We start from the raw sequence: 18,825 nt of genomic DNA, 5'->3' as shown, positions 1-18,825 counted from the left end.
AGTTTATTTATAATCTTTTATCCATTCAATGTAAAATGATTAATAATTATACCAATTATTGTTTTATTGTTACATATCTAATAATCAACAATTAATTGTCTATTTTGGAAAATATTACTAAAAATATAAATGGTTTGTGTTAATTGCATCTAAAGTATAAAAATCTCTTGCCAAGTGTTTTGTACATTTGTTATAATATATACCAATAAATGACAGCATCTACTAAAAAAATATGATTGAACAAACTGATATCTCATACGAGAAAACAATTTTAATAGGATTAATAACAAAGTTTCAGGACGAAGTAAAGTCTGAAGAATATTTAGATGAGTTAGAGTTTTTGGCTTATACCGCAGGCGGTGAAGTTCTAAAGCGCTTTACTCAAAAAATGGATGTACCTAATCCAAAAACATTTATAGGTACCGGAAAGCTAGACGAAGTTAAAAATTTCGTAAATGAAAATGATGTGGGTGTAGCTATTTTTGATGACGAACTAACTCCAGCACAACAAAAAAACATTGAAAAAATACTTCAATGTAAAATTATAGATAGAACCAACCTAATCCTTGATATTTTCGCGCAAAGAGCACAAACAAGCTATGCACGAACACAAGTGGAACTTGCACAATACGAATATCTCTTACCTCGACTAGCGGGTATGTGGACTCACCTTGAACGTCAACGTGGAGGAATTGGAATGCGTGGTCCTGGAGAAACAGAAATTGAAACGGATAGACGTATAGTGCGAGATCGAATATCTTTACTTAAAGATAAATTAAAGAAAATCGATCGACAGATGGAAGTGCAACGCGGGAATCGAGGTTCACTTGTGCGGGTAGCTTTGGTTGGATATACAAACGTAGGAAAATCCACCTTGATGAATGTAATTAGTAAAAGTGATGTTTTTGCAGAAAACAAACTCTTTGCAACACTAGATACAACAGTAAGAAAGGTTGTTATAGGCAACCTACCATTTCTTTTAACCGACACTGTTGGTTTTATTAGAAAACTACCTACACAATTAGTAGAATCTTTTAAAAGCACCCTTGATGAAGTACGTGAGGCTGATTTATTACTGCATGTAGTAGATATAAGCCACCCTTCTTTTGAACATCATATTGATTCGGTTGAAAAAATTCTAGAGGAGATTGGCAGCGCAGATAAACCTACTGTTATGGTTTTTAATAAAATTGATGCTTATGAGCCCGAAGAAATTGATGAAGACGATTTAATAACTGAAAAAACCAAAGCACATTATACCTTGGAAGAATGGAGGCATACTTGGATGGCAAAACTTAATGGAGATGCCATTTTTATTTCAGCATTAAACAAAGAGAACTTTGATGAATTCCGAAAATTAGTGTACGATAAAGTTAAAGAGATTCACACCACTCGTTTCCCTTACAATACTTTTTTATACGATGAATATACAGCAGAGGAGGAATAAAAAAAGACCTGTCAGAAAAATTAGTTTTCTGACAGGTCTTTTCAATTTAAAGCTCTTATTGTAAAAGCCTCATAATTGAAGTTTATTTAGAATCCGTAAGTAACTCCTACTCCAATTGCTTCACGAATTTGAAATCCTTGAGCGGCGTTGTCATCATAAATAGCTTGGAAAGTAGCGTTAGCTGATATATACTTATTTACTTTAAACAATAAATTCATAGTATAATCTATATCCACATTTTGTGGATCTTCTAGGTAGTTTGAGTAAAGAGCCAATAAGTTTTCCATCGACACATTCTCCATCAAATCCAGTTTTGCATAAGCAGAAACCGAAGCGCCAAGTTCAAAACGGGTTGTTTCGTTAGCTTCAACACCAAAATATGGATTTTCATTAAATGCTGCGATAGCTACTGGGTTGTTACCAACATTTGTAAAATCTTTATTTACAAAAATTAACCGCGCAGTTGCAGGTGCTATATTAACATAAAGATTATTATTCTTTTTCCACATCATACCAGGACCAAATTGCAAGTAACCTGGAGACATAAATTTAGAAACTTCAGTTCGGTATCCTTCATCGCCTGGATTTAAGTCGGTGTTGTATTCGTAACCAGGACCAAATTGAGTTTTAAAGTTCAAGAAGAAAGAATAATACCAATTACTTTCTCTTATTTGTCTCCCTAAGATTGAGTTTAACTCAAGACGATCATTAGTTTTACGTGCATACTTGTCGTCCTTATTTTTAGTCATACCATATTCTGCGATAATACGGTTGTTCCAACTAAGCTTATCGTGCTTATAGTTAAAATCGTAATTCAACCCAAGATTTCCTGCAATATTCGAACTTCCCCCACCAGTCCACTCGTGGTTGAAGGCAGCTTGGTTAAACAATAATGAAATGTTTCCTGATCTTGACCAACCATTAGGAATAGTATCCTCTTTGGTTTCATTTTGAGCAACGAGTGCAAGGGGCGCACATAAGATTGTCGCAAGTAGTAAAATTTTTTTCATGAATCTTAAAGTTTTAATTTAAAGCAAAAATAATCACCACTTTGCATATCATGTAAAAAATTAACAAAAAAGAGCGTTAAATTTATAGAATTGCCAATTATTTGTTAAAAATATTACTTTTTCTTGAATAGCGGCACCGAAGAACAGGCTTCGCCATACATAATACTTTTTGCTAAAGGCTGAAGTTTCCGCGCTACTTGCACATAGGCATTTGGAGGTATTGGTTTACTTACACATCCTTTTATAATTACAGGTTTATCTTGATACTCAGACACATCCAAATCCTTTAGAATTTCGGTGAATAGAACACTTTCTAATTCCTCCAAACTTCCTACAGTTACATTCTTTGCAAAAGGCGATAAATGAAGTGAAATCAATAAATAGGCCCATCCCGGAATAATAGCATCCGTACTGCAATACAAGGCTACATATTTATTTTGATATTGAGTCCAGTCGTGCTCGTTGGCCTTTGCTCTAAATTCCTTTTCACGAAGTACAATGCCTTCTGCAAGCCAAATGGAAATATCGAAAGCCAGTCTTTCACCTTTTGGATAAAAATCTTCAAGGTCAAAGACCATAAGCTTACTATTCGCTACGCGATTTACAATTTCTTCCACAGAGAAAGGTATTAAAATGAATTATAAAACTGTTTAATTAAAGCATCCCGAGTTCTAGCTTAGCCTCTTCACTCATAAGCTCTTGACTCCAAGGCGGGTCGAAAGTCATCTCAACCTCAGCATCTTTTACGTACTTTAATGACTTAACTTTATCTTCTACTTCCATTGGCAAACTTTCTGCTACTGGACAGTTAGGAGTTGTAAGCGTCATTAAAATTTTTACTTCGTAATCTTCATTAATAAATACGTCGTAAATAAGTCCTAATTCATATATATCAACCGGAATCTCTGGGTCATAAATGGTTTTAATAACAGCGATTACTTTTTCGCCGAGTTCAGCCATATCTATTTTTTCTTCCATCTGTTTAACTATTTGCTTGTGTTTGATATGCTAATGCATACATTTTCATTTGTTTAATCATCGATACTAATCCATTAGCACGTGTTGGAGAAAGGTGTTCTTTCAATCCAATTTCGTCTATAAAATCGGTATCCGCATCAAGAATTGCTTGTGGCTCTTGATTTGAAAACACGCGAACTAATACTGCAATTATTCCTTTGGTAATGATAGCGTCACTATCGGCAGTAAAAATTATTTTGTCGTTTTTCATTTCAGAGTTTAACCACACCTTACTTTGGCACCCCTTAATTAGCTTGTCGTCTGTTTTTAATTTTTCATCAATAAGCGGAAGAGATTTTCCTAAATCTATCATATACTCATAGCGTTGCATCCAGTCGTCAAACATTGAGAATTCATCTATCAACTCTTCTTGTATTGCTTCAATTGTCATATTTATTCTTGATTTCTTATTTCTTTTTTAGCTGAAAGCACTACACTTCTATCAGTTTTTGAATAAAAGGTTAGCACCCCGTCTTGTAAGGAATATGATCCCGTTTTATTTAAGGCGTCTAAAAAGTCGCGCTCAACCTTCATGATATCTTTCCCAGCACATTCTCTTTCACTTACTGCCAAGTCTTTAAAACTAATTGCATATAGATCTAGGTTGTAGGTTCCAAATACCGAATTACAGCCAGTAGCACCTCTGAAGGTATTATCTAATGCTGACATAGAAAATGAGGGAACTTCCTCAACAGAAAGTTGTTCTCCATTAATAGACGAAACAGTATAGTTGCCCGTCAGCTGAACACTTCCAGCAACATCTATAACTTTTTTAGTCTCGTCGCAACTTGTAAAACTAAGTGCAAAAATCAATAATGATAATGTGGTAAGTAATTTCATAGTATATATTTTAATTGGTTTACTTTTATAAAGTTACAAACTCAAAATTTACTAGAATTACACATTAACTTTTTATAAAGTATTTATGAAAGCATCATTTTTGCTTTCTTAACAGCTTCAACTAATATATCAACTTCTTCTAGGGTATTGTAAAACGCAAAGGAAGCTCGAACAGTTCCAGGGATTTTATAAAAATCCATGATTGGTTGAGCACAATGATGCCCTGTTCTTACAGCTACACCTAATTTGTCCACAATTGTTCCTATATCATATGGATGCAAACCTTCAATGTTAAAAGAAATTACAGAGGTCTTTACTCCTGTTCCATAAATCTTTAAACCTTCGATTTCTAGAAGTTTTTTAGTCGCGTAAGTTAGAAGTTCACTTTCATGAGTCTCTATTGCCTCAAAACCAATTGCATTAAGGTAATCTATTGCTGCTCCAAAAGCTATTCCACCACAGATATTTGGAGTACCAGCTTCAAATTTATGCGGAAGTCCTGCGTAGGTAGTTTTTTCGAATGATACTTCAGCAATCATTTCACCACCCCCTTGATATGGCGGCAGTTTATCTCCCCACTCTTCTTTCATATATAATACTCCAACCCCAGTTGGGCCGCACATTTTATGAGCAGAGGTAACGTAGAAATCTACATTTAACTCTTGAAGATTTGGCTTTATATGCGAACAAGACTGAGCACCGTCAATCAAAACAGCAGCTCCTACACTATGTGCTTTGTCGATAATTTCTTCTATTGGGTTTATTGTTCCTAAAGCATTTGAAATATGATTTACAAAAACTAGTTTTGTTTTCTCTGATAGCAGCTTGGAATATTCATCCATTAGCAGCGTTCCTTCTTCATTCATCGGAATTACCCGCAGAATGGCGCCTGTTTTTTCACATAGCATTTGCCAAGGAACAATATTACTATGATGTTCTAAAGCAGAAACTATTATTTCGTCGCCTTCATTTAAAATTGCCGCAAAGCCGTTTGCAACCAAGTTAATTCCGTGAGTTGTTCCCGCAGTAAAAATAATTTCAAAAGCTTCTTTTGTATTAAAGTGATTCTGAATTTTATGTCGAGCTGCTTCATAAGCATCAGTTGCTTCTTGCGAAAGCGAATGCACACCTCGATGAATATTTGCATTATAGTTACTGTAATAATCTACAATAGCATCAATAACTTGTTGTGGCTTTTGAGACGTAGCAGCATTGTCCAAATACACCAATGGATACCCATTAACTTTTCTAGAGAGAATGGGGAAATCTTTACGTATATTGTGAATATCGAAGGACATTTATATTCTATTAATTAGTTCTTGAATCTTTGCTAGCTTACGAACCTTATTTCTTAAAGTTCAAACCCTAGACTTACTCCAATTTTATTTGCAATTAGCTTGTTGATTCGCACTTTCAATTCTGGAATTTTTACACTTTCTAAAACAGTGTTTGCGAAGGCATACATCATTAAACCACGAGCTTCTTTTATTCCAATTCCGCGACTGCGCAAGTAGAATAATGCCTCTTCATCAAACTGACCAATAGTACATCCGTGAGAGCATTTTACATCGTCGGCAAAAATCTCTAATTGAGGTTTAGCGTTAATCGTAGCATTATCGTCAATTAAGATGTTGTCGTTTTGCTGGTATGCATCAATTTTTTGAGCATCTTTTTCAACGATAATTTTCCCATTGAATACACCTACTGAGGAATCAGCAAAAAGACCTTTGTAGTCTTGGTGACTTTCACAATTTGGCGAAATGTGATGAACTAAAGTATTGTGATCTACGTGTTGTTTTCCTTCAAGGATGGTTATTCCTTTTAATGTAGAATCACAATTCTCTCCATTCTGGAAGTAGTTTAAATTATTGCGAACTAATTTCCCACCAAACGAAAAAGTATGCACACGACAAACCGTATCACGTTGTTGTGAAATATACGTGTTGTCTATTAACGATGCCGATTCAACATCATTTTGAATTTTATAATAATCTACATAGGCTCTTTTTTCAGCAAAAATTTCAGTAACTGAATTGGTAAGCACTTCATTAGAAGAAAGACTTTGGTGTCGCTCTATAATTTGTACGTGAGCATTTTCTCCTACAACAATTAAATTTCTTGGCTGAAGAAACATTGCTGCTTCATTTCCAGTTGAAAAATTAAGAATCTCGATCGGCTTTTCTACTTCTTTATGTGCAGGAATATGAATATATGCGCCTTCCTTAGTAAAAGCCGTATTAAGAGCGGTTAAACTATCACTCTTCGCAGCTTTATTAAAGTATGCCTCAATAACGGGCTTGTATTTTTTCTTGTTAAGAGCAGCCGACATTAAACAAACATCTAAAGTGTCGTGCGTTGTTTCCGAAAGGAATGAACTATAAACCCCATCTATGAAAACAAGTTTATAGGTGTCTATTTCATTAAGGAAATACTTGCGTACATCTTGAAGTTCTACATTGCGTTCTTTATTTGAATAGACACTATAGTCCGTTTTCAATAATGAATTTAGCGAAGTATACTTCCACTCCTCATCCTTTTTTGTTGGAAACCCTTTCTCTTCAAAGATTTTTATGGCATTGTTTCGCACATCGTGCAATGGCGAGTCAAACTCCAAGTGATCTTCGAGAGCAATATATGATGATAATAATTTGTCTTTAAAACTCATTTCTTTCAATTCAGAATTCAGAATCTAGAATCCAACATTCAAGTTAATCTTGAACCTTGAATTTTGATTCTTGAATTGTTATACTAATTCTTCCTTAATCCAATCGTATCCTCTTTCTTCAAGCTCATAAGCAAGCTCCTTAGTGCCAGATTTTACGATTTTTCCATTCATTAATACGTGAACGAAATCTGGAACTATATGGTCTAATAAACGCTGATAGTGTGTAATAACAACAATTGCATTGTCTTCACTTTTCAGCTTATTTACACCATTAGCAACAACTTTAAGAGCGTCAATATCCAATCCTGAATCTGTTTCATCTAAGATTGCAAGTTTTGGCTCAAGCATTGCCATTTGAAAAATTTCGTTACGCTTTTTCTCACCTCCAGAAAACCCTTCGTTTAGAGATCTAGAAAGGAATTTTCTATCAATCTCTAGCATGGCAGCTTTTTCTTTAATCATTTTAAGCATTTCAGAAGCAGGCATATCGTCCATCTTCTTTGCTTTACGCGTTTCGTTGATAGCCGTTTTAATAAAGTTTGTTACTGAAACTCCTGGAATTTCTATTGGATATTGAAAAGAAAGAAAGATACCTTTATGCGCTCTTTCCTCTGGATCCAACTCGGAAATATCTTCATTTTCATAAATAATTTCTCCTTTAGTTACTTCAAATTCTTCTTTTCCTGCAACAACAGATGCCAAAGTACTTTTTCCTGAACCGTTTGGCCCCATGATGGCGTGAACTTCACCTGCCTTTACCTCTAAGTTAATACCCTTAAGTATATCTTTACCTTCTAATCCGGCGTATAAATCTTTAATTTTTAGCATATCAATTTGTCTTTGCTGATTCTTGTAATTTAATATCTACTGCTGAAGGGGAATCATTCACCTTCACAATTTCTTTTAATGTTATTATTTCTTCCCAATTTGTTTCGGTATCGGTATTTTCGGAAACGACTCCTTTTACTGTAACCCCTACCATATCAAAATCGTTAATTTTAACTGCCGAAACTCGTTTTGATAATTCTTCTGAAACTTCATTGCGCTTAACGCCATATATAAAGCTCGATCCCATTAAAACTAAGGCTCCATCAGTGTTGATAAAATCTCCTTGAAACGTTGGAAGGGTCTCTTCGTTTTGATTTGTTAGCTCGTCAGAAGTTTTATCCTCTTCAGAATTTTTACAGGAAAAAAACACTAACGAAAGCGTTAATATCAATAAGTATTTTTTCATAATTCACACTTCTAATGTTTATCCTACAGATCCTTCTAAACTGATTTCTAAGAGTTTTTGCGCTTCTACTGCAAACTCCATAGGCAATTTGTTTAAAACCTCTTTCCCAAATCCATTTACTATTAAAGCAATTGCTTTTTCAGTATCAATTCCACGTTGATTACAATAGAAAATTTGGTCTTCACCAATTTTACTTGTAGTAGCCTCGTGCTCAATTTGAGCCGATTTGTTTTTTGATTCAATATATGGGAAGGTATGAGCTCCACAGCTATTCCCCATTAATAATGAATCACACTGAGAGAAGTTACGCGCATTATCTGCATTTGGATGGATTTTCACCAATCCTCGATAACTGTTTTGAGATCTACCTGCCGAAATACCCTTAGAGATAATCGTACTCTTAGTGTTTTTACCAATATGAATCATTTTGGTTCCAGTATCTGCTTGCTGATAATCATTTGTAACCGCAATAGAATAGAATTCACCAATTGAGTTATCTCCTTTTAAAATACAACTTGGATACTTCCAAGTAACAGCACTACCAGTTTCCACTTGTGTCCAAGAAATTTTCGCATTTTTTTCACAAATACCTCTCTTAGTTACAAAATTGTAAACCCCTCCTTTTCCTTCTTTGTCTCCTGGGAACCAGTTTTGTACTGTAGAATACTTTATTTCAGCGCCATCTAAGGCAATTAACTCTACTACCGCAGCGTGTAATTGGTTTTCATCACGACTTGGTGCTGTACAACCTTCAAGATAACTTACGTAGCTGTCTTCATCTGCAATTACAAGCGTTCTTTCAAACTGCCCTGTACCTGCTTGATTAATTCTAAAGTAAGTAGAAAGTTCCATTGGGCAACGTACTCCTTTTGGAATATAACAGAAAGAACCATCACTAAATACTGCACTATTTAAAGCTGCGTAAAAGTTGTCTCTCTGTGGCACTACAGTACCTATATATTTCTTTACTAATTCCGGGTGATTTTTAATCGCCTCAGAAATAGAACAAAAAATAATTCCTTTTTCGGCTAATGTCTTTTTAAACGTAGTTGCCACAGAAACCGAATCCATTACAATATCTACTGCGACTCCAGCGAGTTTCTTTTGCTCGTCTATAGAAATACCCAATCGTTTAAAAGTGTCCAACAATTCCGGATCTACCTCATCAAGACTATCGTACTTAGGTTTGCTATTTGGTGCAGAGTAATAAGAAATAGCTTGAAAGTCAGGTTTTTCGTAATGTACATTTGCCCATTCTGGTTCTACCATTTTCAACCAATAACGATATGATTCTAAACGCCACTCTGTCATCCATTCTGGCTCCTCTTTCTTTTTAGAAATTGCGCGTACTACATCTTCATTTAATCCAACGGGAAAAGTGTCAGATTCTATATCCGTATAGAATCCATATTCATATTCCTTGGTTTCTAATTCTTTCTTTAAATCGTCTTCGGTGTATTTCATTTTTATTAATTCAAAATTTGTAGTTCTAAATTCAATACAGAATAAAGAACTTACTTAAATTCATTTGCATTTAATTTACTTTTCTATAAGTAAACTTCAACTTATTTATAGCGAAAAAGATTCTCCACATCCACAAGTGCGATTCGCATTTGGATTTTGGAAAACAAAACCTTTTCCATTAAGCCCACCACTATATTCGAGCGTGGTTCCTACTAGGTATAAAAAACTTTTTTTATCCACTGCAATTTTCACATCAGCTTCTTCAAAAAGTTTATCATTTTCACCTAGATTATGATCAAATTTCAACTCATAGCTAAGCCCGGAGCATCCGCCACTTTTAACTCCAACACGAACAAAATCTTTTGCAATATCAAAGCCGTCCTCAGACATTAATTGCGCAATTTTGTTTTTTGCATTATCACTTACCTTAATCATATATAGAATAATTCTAAATTAGAGGCAAATATACATCAAATAGAACTTTTAACCATAGCGAAGTGGGAATTTAAAACTATTGCATTATAGCTTCAGCCTATAGTGCAATAGCCGTGATTATTACTTGCATTTTTCGATAATGTATAGGAAAAGCGTACTTTTGCAAAAATCTGTAATAAACTTAGAAGAATGTTTGAGAATAAAGATAATTCCACCACAAGTATTGCAAGTTTAGGCGAATTTGGTCTAATAGATCATCTAACAAAAAACTTCAAAATAAAACAAAAATCGACTGTTAAAGGAATTGGCGATGATGCCGCTGTAATTGCTTGTAATTCTAAAAACGAAATAGTTGTTACTACAGATTTACTTCTAGAAGGTGTTCATTTCGATTTAAGTTATGTTCCCTTAAAACACTTAGGATACAAGTCGGTAATTGTTAATTTATCCGACGTGTATGCCATGAATGCAGAGCCTACCCAAATTACCGTAAGTATCGCAGTTTCAAATCGATTTCCTGTTGAAGCACTAGAAGAGCTTTATGCAGGTATTGCTGCTGCGGCTAAAACATATAATGTAGATGTAGTGGGTGGCGACACTACTTCTTCAACAACAGGTTTATTAATTAGCGTTACAGCCTTAGGTACTGTAAAAAAGGGAGAAGCTGTTTATAGAAGTGGAGCCAAAGAAAACGATCTGCTAGTTGTTACGGGTGATTTAGGTGCTGCTTATCTAGGATTACAAGTTTTGGAGCGTGAGAAAGAGGTTTTCAAAGTTAACCCAAATAGTCAACCAGACTTAGAACCATATACATATTTGGTGGAACGCCAATTAAAGCCTGAAGCTAGAAAGGATATTCCTGCTTTGTTAAAAGAATTAGGTGTAAAACCAACTGCTATGATTGACATTAGCGATGGTTTATCATCAGAAATAATTCACATTTGCAAGCATTCAAAAGTAGGATGTAATTTATTTGAAGATAAAATCCCATTAGACCCTCAAGTAATTACAACTTGTGAAGAATTCAACTTAGATAGTACTACTATTGCTTTAAGTGGTGGCGAAGATTACGAATTGCTTTTTACAATTAGCACCGAGGATTATCCAAAAATTAAAGCTAATCCTCATCTTACGGTAATAGGACATATGACTCATGAAAATGAAGGCACTCATCTTATAAGCCGAGCTGGAACTAAAATACCGCTAATTGCACGTGGCTGGAACCCAATAAAGGATTCGGAATAATTGAAATTGAATTAAATTTAAATATTCAATATATTTTTTAGAGCATCTAAAACCTCATCCAAGTTTTCAACAGTACTCATATGCCCTCCTTCAATTATGATGGATAGGGCATCACAACTTTTAGCTAAAGCTACATTTTCATCTACAGGAAGCAGCGAGTCTTCTTTTGAGAGAATCATATACTTTTCTTTGCTGAAGTTTTTTAATACATCGCTTCGGTCGTTACGGTCACGCATACCCTTTATTGCAGCTTTTATTCCGTCAAGCGGAAACAGTTGAGCTTCTTTTTTTAATTTTTCTATATCTGAAGCAATATTATCGCGTGTAGTTTCAGAAAATAAATTGCTAATTGCCATACTCATAAAAGCATAAGCATTTTGCTCAATTACCTTTAAAGCGCGATTTCGGTTAATTTTTCTTTCTTCGGAATCTGAAGCAGGTGATGAATTTAAAAGTACTAATTTTTCAACCTTTGAAGGGAATTTTTCAACATAGGCTAATGCGATATATCCTCCCATTGAATGACCGATGAATGTCGCTGAAGTTATTTTTAAAGTTTTTAGAATTTCATCAACTACTTCAGCCATTAACTCCATAGAATGGATGTCTGAAATAACTTCACTTTTCCCGTGGCCAGGAAAATCTAATGTTATTATAGTGTTTTGTTTCGACAATTGCGGAATAAGGTTTTCCCACATTGTAGAGCTTTCCAGAAACCCGTGCAATAGAACGATTGCGGGACCACTTCCGAAGGTGTTATAATGTATATCTGTGTTCTTATATTTTATAATCATAGTGTAAAAATAGACCTACAAAGAGCCAGTTAAAAAAAGAGGAATACTTTAAAGGTTCTATAGTAAATATTATTTTTTATATGCTGAAGAATTGGATTTAACTATGAAGAAGACTACTGTTCCAATTATCACCGTAAAAAAGACATAGTTTGCTATTTCAGGATTTTCTAGTTTAGAAACCACCATCCCTAATACAATAAAAGCCAACCCTATAACGCCGAAGACAAATCTTAATAATGAAGCTACTTTTTCAATATTAACCTCTTCCTTTTCCGCCTTGGTCATGGTATTATATCCAGCGATAAGAAAGTAAAGTTTGAAATGTTTTACCACTATCCCCACTATAATAAGAAATACGCCAATAATTATCAATGGTAAATCCATACATCCAAAGATAAAAAATTAAAAAAACTACAAGACACCATATATAAAAAACCTGACAAGCTTGAGAAAGCAGTCAGGTCTTGGGGTTTAAAAATCCTATTTCTTTGTCCTATTTATTCATTAAATCTTCAATCTCTTCTGCTTCAATTGGGATATTACGCATAAGGTTAAAAGGTTCACCTGATTTTTGAATAACCACGTCGTCTTCAAGTCTGATCCCGAAGCCCTCTTCTGGAATATAAATTCCAGGTTCTACAGTAAACACCATGTTTTCTGTCATTTTTTCCCAAAGCACACCGTAATCGTGTGTGTCTAAACCAATGTGGTGACTTGTGCCGTGCATAAAGTATTTTTTATAAGCAGGCCAATTTGGATCTTGGTTTTTAACATCAGCCTTATCCAGAAGTTTCAAGTCAAGTAGTTCTTTAGTCATTAACTCCCCTACTTCTTTGTGATACTCCTTCCAATAATTTCCAGGCACCAACATTTTTGTTGCATTATCCTTCACGCGATTTACTGCATCGTACACTTCACGTTGACGTTTTGTAAATATTCCGCTTACAGGAATAGTACGACTCATGTCGCTGGAATAATTAGCGTATTCGGCACCAACGTCCATCAGTATCAAATCTCCAGCTTTACATTGTTGATTATTTTCGATATAGTGAAGGACATTTGCATTGTTTCCACTTGCAATAATAGGCGTGTAAGCAAAACCACGAGAACGATTTCTTAAGAACTCATGCATATATTCTGCTTCAATTTCATATTCCCAAACACCTGGTTTTACAAAATCTAAAACTCTTCTAAATCCTTTTTCAGTGATATCACAAGCCTTCTGAAGTATATCTAATTCTATTTGATCCTTAACTGAACGCAGACTCTGTAAAATCGGGTTGCTACGCTCCCAACTATGTGCAGGATATTTAGCTTTTGTAGCTTTTATAAATCTATCCTCACGAGTTTCAGTTTCTACACTTTGTCTGTAGTGTTCGTTAGTATTGAAGTAAATTCGCTCTGCTTGAGTCATAACTTCAAAAAAGATTTTATCGAAGTCTTTTAGCCAGTGAACATTTTTAATTCCCGAAACCTCGTATGCTTTTTCTTTGGTTAACTTTTCGCCTTCCCACACAGCAATATGTTCGTTTGTTTCACGAACAAAAAGCATTTCGCGATGCTCTTCATAGGGAGCATCTGGAAAAAGAACTAATATTGTCTCTTCTTGATCAGCACCAGATAAATAAAACAAATCACGCGCCTGTTGAAATGGCATTGTACTATCTGCACTAATAGGATATATATCGTTACTGTTAAAAACCGCTACACTTTTCGGCTTCATTTTAGCCATAAAGTTTTTACGGTTTTTTACAAAAAGTTCATTTGGAATTTGATCGTATTTCATTGAATTTATATTTTAAAATAATTGCTGAGAATTTTTTCTACACCAACTTAAAAAACTTTAACCTTAGTTAAATTAGCCAGTGGAATAAAAGTGTAATTACTAAGCAAAAAGTAATTTATATTGAAAGCCAAAATTAAATATTATAAGCTTAATTACTTAAGAAGTTAGGTTAAAACTATACTAATCTTAACCCATTAGGCAATATCTACAATCTCAAAAATACGCTCTTCATTCCCTATTTTTAAAACTGCTTTTTCGCCAACTTTCTTACTTATAAGCGCTTTTGCAAGCGGTGAAATAAATGAAATTTTTCCTTTGGCAATATTCGCTTCATCCACTCCAACTATTTGGTAATGCTGCAGCTTTGGGTTGTTGCCAATTGTTAAGGTTAACCGCGCACCAAATCTCACTTCATCCTTCGGTTGCTGATCGATATCTATAATTTTTGCAGTATTTATCCTATTCAGCAGAAGTTGAAGTTTTGCATTAATGTGATTAACTGCAATTCGTCTGTCACTTTCGTTTGTAACTTCAAGGTTCTCCTTTTCATCAATTAACGATTGCTTTTCTTCCAAGAGTTCATCCATTCCAATTTGAGTAACGTAATTTGTTACGCCCTCAGGTAAATCTGCTCTTGGTGGCACAATAGGGATTTCCTCTTGATCATCTTCTTTTACAAAACCTCTACTCATAATTATTTATTTAATTTTTTAAAAATTCATGCAACTATTAAAATACATAATATTTATCATAACATAAGCAATCCCTACAATGGCTGTATATTTACACCTTTTTTTATCTGTAAAGAATCAGAAAAGTACTTAAACAGCATTTACTAATGAAGCACATCTACACAAACTTACTATTTAAAGTTTTTATAGCCATAGTATTAGGTATTGTATTCGGGCAAATCTTACCTGAATCTGTTAACCGAATTTTCACCACTTTCAATACCTTTTTTGGACAGTTTTTAAGCTTTTCCATTCCTCTAATTATTATGGGACTAATAATGCCAGCCATTTCCGATTTGGGAAGAGGCGCGGGAAAATTATTGTTAATTACTGCATTGATTGCCTACGGATCTACCCTGTTTTCGGGGTTTATGACGTATTTTTCTGCCTCTAGTATTTTTCCTTTTTTATTAGAATCACATGTTAATGATGCAGGTCAAATTGTAGATTCTGGCAAAGAATTAACCCCGTACTTTAGTATTAACATTCCTCCTATATTAGATGTTATGTCGTCATTAATTTTGGCCTTTGTCGTTGGTTTGGGATTATCTTTTCAAGAGAAGTCTAGTTTAAAGCTTGTGGTTAAAGATTTTCAAAAAATCATAATGCAATTGATTGAAAATGTAATTGTGCCTTTACTTCCACTTTTTATCTTAGGAATATTTGTTAGCATGTCTTTTAATGGAAAGGTGTTTTCAATTCTTTCGATCTTCATAAGCATAATAGGCGTGATTTTCGCCTTACACATTCTGTTATTATTGTTTCAATACACTATCGCTGGTGTACTAGTTAAAAAAAATCCAATTAAATTATTAGCTACTATGATGCCGGCATATTTCACGGCATTAGGTACACAATCTTCTGCAGCAACTATTCCTGTAACATTAGAACAAGCAAAAAAAAATGGTGTATCAGAAAAAATTGCAGGCTTTGTGATACCGCTATGTGCTACCATACATTTATCTGGTAGTATTATGAAAATCACTGCTTGTGCTATGGCATTAATGATTTTACAAGGAATACCTTTTAGCTTTACGCTTTTTGCTGGATTTATATTTGTATTAGGAATCGCGATGATTGCAGCACCTGGTGTTCCAGGAGGTGCAATTATGGCTGCGGTAGGAATTTTACAATCTATGCTAGGCTTTAATGAAGAAATGATTGGTCTTATGATAGCTTTATATATCGCAATGGATAGTTTTGGAACTGCTTGCAATGTTACTGGCGATGGCGCTATTTCGCTAGTAGTAGATCAAATTACGAAAGATAAAACTGATGCTTAATACTATAAAAAATCAGTATAACAATGGGATTTTTAGATGTTTTCCTTTGAAATAAATAATCATACTTTAGATTTTAAATAACAATTTAGATATTTAAACCAATTCTAAATAGGTTTCAAACAACAAAGAATGTTTGGCAACATGCAGTTTGAAGTGTATTTTTGTGGCACTATTCTAGAAATTAAACAATAATGGCAATACTAACCTCTTCAATTGCACGAAAAGTAGCGATGGCTCTTTCGGGCTTGTTCCTCGTCATTTTTTTGGCGCAACACTTTATTATTAATTTTACATCGGTCTTAGACCCTGAAACCTTTAACAGCTTGTCTCATTTTATGGGGCATAATTTTGTAGTTCAGTTTATCGCACAACCTATTTTAATTATTGGAGTTATTTTCCATTTTGTAATGGGTATTATCCTTGAAATTAGAAACCGCAGTGCAAGACAAATTAGCTACAAATCTTATAAAGGAAACAAAAACTCTTCTTGGGCTTCGCGAAATATGATTATTAGCGGTGCTGTAATCTTAGCGTTTTTAGGTCTTCACTTCTACGATTTCTGGTTTCCAGAAATAGTACATAAGTATGTTGAAAGCCACCCAGTAGATGAAACTCGTTATTATACCGAGTTGCTTCAAAAATTTGAAAGCCCTGTTCGCACAGGATTATACAGTCTTTCATTTGTATTGTTAGCACTTCACCTTTGGCATGGATTTTCTTCGTCTTTCCAAAGTATGGGTTGGAATAACAAGTATTCTAAAGCCTTACAAGGTTTCACGAAGTTTTACGCAATATTTATCCCTTTAGGATTTATTTTCATTGCGATTTATTTACACCTTAATCAATAATCACCACGAAATTAAACGCTATGTCAATATTAGATTCAAAAATCCCAAAAGGACCCTTAGCAGATAAGTGGACAAAACATAAAAACGACGTAAATCTCGTTAACCCTGCCAACAAACGTAATATAGATGTAATTGTAGTTGGTACAGGTCTTGCTGGTGGTAGTGCCGCAGCAACTCTTGCCGAATTAGGCTATAACGTTAAAACATTTTGCTACCAAGATTCTCCTAGACGTGCACACTCTATTGCAGCACAAGGAGGTATTAACGCAGCAAAAAACTATCAAGGTGATGGTGACTCTAACTACCGTTTATTTTACGATACTGTAAAAGGTGGCGATTACCGCTCTCGTGAAGCAAACGTTTATCGCCTTGCTGAAGTATCAGCAAACATCATCGACCAATGTGTAGCACAAGGTGTGCCTTTTGCTCGTGAATACGGAGGAATGTTAGACAACCGTTCTTTCGGAGGTGTTTTAGTTTCACGTACCTTTTACGCTAAAGGTCAAACAGGGCAACAATTATTACTCGGTGCATATTCAGCAATGAATCGCCAAATAAATAGAGGAAAAATTACTCCTTACAATCGTCACGAAATGCTAGATTTAGTTATCGTAGACGGAAAAGCAAGAGGTATCATCGCTCGCGATTTAATTACTGGTGAAATTGAAAGACATTCAGCTCACGCAGTAGTAATCGCATCAGGTGGATACGGAAACGCATTCTTCTTATCGACAAACGCAATGGGAAGTAACGCCACAGCAGCTTGGAAAATTCATAAAAGAGGTGCTTACTTCGCAAACCCTTGCTATACACAAATTCACCCAACTTGTATTCCAGTTTCAGGAGAACACCAAAGTAAACTAACTTTGATGTCTGAATCTTTAAGAAATGATGGTAGAATTTGGGTTCCAAAGAAAAAAGAAGACGCTATCGCTATCCGTGAAGGAAAGAAAAAAGCTAAAGATCTTTCGGAAGACGAACGTGATTACTACTTAGAAAGAAGGTACCCTTCTTTTGGTAACTTAGTGCCTCGTGACGTAGCTTCTAGAGCAGCTAAAGAACGTTGCGACGCTGGATTTGGTGTAAATAAAACAGGTCAAGCTGTATTCCTAGACTTTGCTAGTGCTATTGAACGTTACGGAAAAGAGCAAGCAGCAATGCACGGAAACCACAATCCATCTAAAGAAGAAATTACAAAACTTGGGAAAGAGGTTATCGAGAACAAATACGGAAACCTTTTCCAGATGTACGAGAAAATCGTTGATGAAAACCCATACGAAAGCCCAATGATGATTTACCCAGCAGTACACTATACTATGGGTGGAATTTGGGTTGATTACAACCTACAGTCTACAATTCCTGGTTGCTACGTAACTGGAGAGGCTAACTTTAGTGATCACGGTGCAAACCGCTTAGGTGCATCGGCATTAATGCAAGGATTAGCAGATGGTTATTTCGTATTGCCATATACAATTGGTGATTATCTATCAAAGGACATTAAAACTGGACCAATTCCAACAGATTCTAAAGAGTTCGACGAGGCCGAAAACAAGGTTCGCGAGCAATTAGAAAAGCTCATAAACAATAAAGGATCTCATTCTGTAGATTATTTCCACAAGAAACTTGGACACATTATGTGGAACAAATGTGGAATGGCCCGTAATGCGAAAGATTTAGCGTCTGCAATGACTGAAATTAGAGCTTTACGTGAAGAATTCTGGAAAGAAGTGAAAGTTCCTGGAGAATTGAATGAAATGAATGCAGAGCTTGAAAAAGCGATGCGTGTTGCAGATTTCCTTGAATTAGGAGAGTTGTTTGCGAAAGACGCTTTACACAGAAATGAATCTTGTGGAGGACACTTCCGTGAAGAATATCAAACTGAAGAAGGAGAGGCACTACGTGACGACGAAAACTTTATGTACGTTGCCGCTTGGGAATACACTGGAGATCCAGCAACAGAAGTACTTCACAAAGAAGAATTGAAGTACGAAAATATTGAAGTTAAATCGAGATCATACAAATAGAC

General features: G+C 35.0%; 20 protein-coding genes. 5 read left to right on the top strand and 15 right to left on the bottom strand.

Annotated features, from left to right (window positions below):
* The first annotated feature begins 232 nt into the window (after positions 1 to 232).
* Positions 233 to 1,447: a GTPase HflX gene (hflX, locus tag RT250_RS04515; RefSeq protein WP_313112523.1), complete on the top strand. Its 1,215-nt coding sequence runs from the start codon at positions 233 to 235 to the stop codon at positions 1,445 to 1,447.
* Between the two features lie 86 nt (positions 1,448 to 1,533).
* On the opposite strand, the gene RT250_RS04510 is transcribed toward hflX, so the two are convergent.
* The 11 genes from RT250_RS04510 to RT250_RS04460 all read right to left on the bottom strand — a co-directional run bounded on the left by RT250_RS04510 (position 1,534) and on the right by RT250_RS04460 (position 10,112).
* A complete protein-coding gene (locus tag RT250_RS04510; protein WP_313112522.1) occupies positions 1,534 to 2,457 on the bottom strand; it encodes a DUF3078 domain-containing protein in 924 nt (307 codons plus the stop codon).
* A 113-nt stretch (positions 2,458 to 2,570) separates the two neighbouring features.
* Positions 2,571 to 3,074, bottom strand: coding sequence for a DUF2480 family protein (locus RT250_RS04505; protein ID WP_313112520.1), 504 nt, complete (start codon positions 3,072 to 3,074; stop codon positions 2,571 to 2,573).
* Positions 3,075 to 3,111: 37 nt separating this feature from the next.
* Positions 3,112 to 3,435, bottom strand: a complete 324-nt coding sequence (locus tag RT250_RS04500) for an SUF system Fe-S cluster assembly protein (RefSeq protein WP_139854098.1) — start codon at positions 3,433 to 3,435, stop codon at positions 3,112 to 3,114.
* 4 nt (positions 3,436 to 3,439) lie between these two features.
* A complete protein-coding gene (locus RT250_RS04495; protein ID WP_237606610.1) occupies positions 3,440 to 3,865 on the bottom strand; it encodes a SufE family protein in 426 nt (141 codons plus the stop codon).
* 2 nt (positions 3,866 to 3,867) lie between these two features.
* Positions 3,868 to 4,314, bottom strand: a complete 447-nt coding sequence (locus RT250_RS04490) for an META domain-containing protein (RefSeq protein WP_313112518.1) — start codon at positions 4,312 to 4,314, stop codon at positions 3,868 to 3,870.
* A gap of 83 nt (positions 4,315 to 4,397) precedes the next feature.
* The gene (locus tag RT250_RS04485; RefSeq protein ID WP_313112516.1) at positions 4,398 to 5,612 is read right to left on the bottom strand and encodes an aminotransferase class V-fold PLP-dependent enzyme; all 1,215 of its coding nucleotides are present in this window, start codon (positions 5,610 to 5,612) and stop codon (positions 4,398 to 4,400) included.
* 53 nt (positions 5,613 to 5,665) lie between these two features.
* Complete coding sequence (gene sufD, locus RT250_RS04480) at positions 5,666 to 6,979, bottom strand: Fe-S cluster assembly protein SufD (protein WP_313112514.1); 1,314 nt, start codon at positions 6,977 to 6,979, stop codon at positions 5,666 to 5,668.
* A 78-nt stretch (positions 6,980 to 7,057) separates the two neighbouring features.
* Positions 7,058 to 7,807 (bottom strand): Fe-S cluster assembly ATPase SufC, encoded by a 750-nt coding sequence (gene sufC, locus RT250_RS04475; protein ID WP_139854103.1) that lies wholly within the window; start codon positions 7,805 to 7,807, stop codon positions 7,058 to 7,060.
* Position 7,808: 1 nt separating this feature from the next.
* Complete coding sequence (locus tag RT250_RS04470) at positions 7,809 to 8,213, bottom strand: hypothetical protein (protein WP_313112512.1); 405 nt, start codon at positions 8,211 to 8,213, stop codon at positions 7,809 to 7,811.
* An 18-nt stretch (positions 8,214 to 8,231) separates the two neighbouring features.
* A complete protein-coding gene (gene sufB, locus RT250_RS04465) occupies positions 8,232 to 9,677 on the bottom strand; it encodes a Fe-S cluster assembly protein SufB (RefSeq protein ID WP_313112511.1) in 1,446 nt (481 codons plus the stop codon).
* 105 nt (positions 9,678 to 9,782) lie between these two features.
* Positions 9,783 to 10,112 carry a HesB/IscA family protein gene (locus tag RT250_RS04460; RefSeq protein WP_313112509.1) on the bottom strand — a complete coding sequence of 110 codons (330 nt, stop codon included), beginning with the start codon at positions 10,110 to 10,112 and terminating at the stop codon, positions 9,783 to 9,785.
* A gap of 189 nt (positions 10,113 to 10,301) precedes the next feature.
* Between RT250_RS04460 and thiL the strand changes: the two genes are divergently transcribed.
* Positions 10,302 to 11,357: a thiamine-phosphate kinase gene (gene thiL / locus RT250_RS04455; RefSeq protein ID WP_313112508.1), complete on the top strand. Its 1,056-nt coding sequence runs from the start codon at positions 10,302 to 10,304 to the stop codon at positions 11,355 to 11,357.
* A gap of 17 nt (positions 11,358 to 11,374) precedes the next feature.
* Here the strand turns inward: thiL and RT250_RS04450 are convergent, their stop codons facing one another.
* From RT250_RS04450 to RT250_RS04435, 4 genes are all read right to left on the bottom strand, one after another.
* On the bottom strand, positions 11,375 to 12,151 hold the full coding sequence (locus RT250_RS04450; protein ID WP_313112506.1) for an alpha/beta fold hydrolase: 777 nt from the start codon (positions 12,149 to 12,151) through the stop codon (positions 11,375 to 11,377).
* A 69-nt stretch (positions 12,152 to 12,220) separates the two neighbouring features.
* Entirely contained in the window at positions 12,221 to 12,535 is a 315-nt protein-coding gene (locus tag RT250_RS04445; protein WP_313112504.1) for a DUF3784 domain-containing protein, read from the bottom strand.
* A gap of 109 nt (positions 12,536 to 12,644) precedes the next feature.
* On the bottom strand, positions 12,645 to 13,937 hold the full coding sequence (locus RT250_RS04440; RefSeq protein ID WP_313112502.1) for an aminopeptidase P N-terminal domain-containing protein: 1,293 nt from the start codon (positions 13,935 to 13,937) through the stop codon (positions 12,645 to 12,647).
* Between the two features lie 194 nt (positions 13,938 to 14,131).
* Positions 14,132 to 14,629: a GreA/GreB family elongation factor gene (locus RT250_RS04435; protein ID WP_313112500.1), complete on the bottom strand. Its 498-nt coding sequence runs from the start codon at positions 14,627 to 14,629 to the stop codon at positions 14,132 to 14,134.
* A gap of 146 nt (positions 14,630 to 14,775) precedes the next feature.
* Between RT250_RS04435 and RT250_RS04430 the strand changes: the two genes are divergently transcribed.
* The 3 genes from RT250_RS04430 to RT250_RS04420 all read left to right on the top strand — a co-directional run bounded on the left by RT250_RS04430 (position 14,776) and on the right by RT250_RS04420 (position 18,823).
* Positions 14,776 to 15,951 carry a dicarboxylate/amino acid:cation symporter gene (locus RT250_RS04430; RefSeq protein ID WP_313112499.1) on the top strand — a complete coding sequence of 392 codons (1,176 nt, stop codon included), beginning with the start codon at positions 14,776 to 14,778 and terminating at the stop codon, positions 15,949 to 15,951.
* A 191-nt stretch (positions 15,952 to 16,142) separates the two neighbouring features.
* Positions 16,143 to 16,799, top strand: a complete 657-nt coding sequence (locus RT250_RS04425; RefSeq protein ID WP_139854113.1) for a succinate dehydrogenase cytochrome b subunit — start codon at positions 16,143 to 16,145, stop codon at positions 16,797 to 16,799.
* 20 nt (positions 16,800 to 16,819) lie between these two features.
* Positions 16,820 to 18,823, top strand: a complete 2,004-nt coding sequence (locus tag RT250_RS04420; RefSeq protein ID WP_313112498.1) for a fumarate reductase/succinate dehydrogenase flavoprotein subunit — start codon at positions 16,820 to 16,822, stop codon at positions 18,821 to 18,823.
* Positions 18,824 to 18,825 lie beyond the last annotated feature (2 nt).

It is taken from the genome of Aequorivita sediminis (assembly GCF_032080575.2).
GTDB classification, from domain to species: domain Bacteria; phylum Bacteroidota; class Bacteroidia; order Flavobacteriales; family Flavobacteriaceae; genus Aequorivita; species Aequorivita sediminis.
The sequence above is the reverse complement of the archived record's forward strand: the minus strand, read 5'-3'. Positions and strand labels throughout refer to the sequence as shown.

Coding starts and splice junctions, on each gene's coding strand:
- hflX (WP_313112523.1), top strand. CDS start 233: ATGATTGAACAAACTGATATCTCATACGAGAAAACAATTTTAATAGGA.
- RT250_RS04510 (WP_313112522.1), bottom strand. CDS start 2,457: ATGAAAAAAATTTTACTACTTGCGACAATCTTATGTGCGCCCCTTGCA.
- RT250_RS04500 (WP_139854098.1), bottom strand. CDS start 3,435: ATGGAAGAAAAAATAGATATGGCTGAACTCGGCGAAAAAGTAATCGCT.
- RT250_RS04495 (WP_237606610.1), bottom strand. CDS start 3,865: ATGACAATTGAAGCAATACAAGAAGAGTTGATAGATGAATTCTCAATG.
- RT250_RS04490 (WP_313112518.1), bottom strand. CDS start 4,314: ATGAAATTACTTACCACATTATCATTATTGATTTTTGCACTTAGTTTT.
- RT250_RS04485 (WP_313112516.1), bottom strand. CDS start 5,612: ATGTCCTTCGATATTCACAATATACGTAAAGATTTCCCCATTCTCTCT.
- sufD (WP_313112514.1), bottom strand. CDS start 6,979: ATGAGTTTTAAAGACAAATTATTATCATCATATATTGCTCTCGAAGAT.
- sufC (WP_139854103.1), bottom strand. CDS start 7,807: ATGCTAAAAATTAAAGATTTATACGCCGGATTAGAAGGTAAAGATATA.
- RT250_RS04470 (WP_313112512.1), bottom strand. CDS start 8,213: ATGAAAAAATACTTATTGATATTAACGCTTTCGTTAGTGTTTTTTTCC.
- sufB (WP_313112511.1), bottom strand. CDS start 9,677: ATGAAATACACCGAAGACGATTTAAAGAAAGAATTAGAAACCAAGGAA.
- RT250_RS04460 (WP_313112509.1), bottom strand. CDS start 10,112: ATGATTAAGGTAAGTGATAATGCAAAAAACAAAATTGCGCAATTAATG.
- thiL (WP_313112508.1), top strand. CDS start 10,302: ATGTTTGAGAATAAAGATAATTCCACCACAAGTATTGCAAGTTTAGGC.
- RT250_RS04450 (WP_313112506.1), bottom strand. CDS start 12,151: ATGATTATAAAATATAAGAACACAGATATACATTATAACACCTTCGGA.
- RT250_RS04445 (WP_313112504.1), bottom strand. CDS start 12,535: ATGGATTTACCATTGATAATTATTGGCGTATTTCTTATTATAGTGGGG.
- RT250_RS04440 (WP_313112502.1), bottom strand. CDS start 13,937: ATGAAATACGATCAAATTCCAAATGAACTTTTTGTAAAAAACCGTAAA.
- RT250_RS04435 (WP_313112500.1), bottom strand. CDS start 14,629: ATGAGTAGAGGTTTTGTAAAAGAAGATGATCAAGAGGAAATCCCTATT.
- RT250_RS04430 (WP_313112499.1), top strand. CDS start 14,776: ATGAAGCACATCTACACAAACTTACTATTTAAAGTTTTTATAGCCATA.
- RT250_RS04425 (WP_139854113.1), top strand. CDS start 16,143: ATGGCAATACTAACCTCTTCAATTGCACGAAAAGTAGCGATGGCTCTT.
- RT250_RS04420 (WP_313112498.1), top strand. CDS start 16,820: ATGTCAATATTAGATTCAAAAATCCCAAAAGGACCCTTAGCAGATAAG.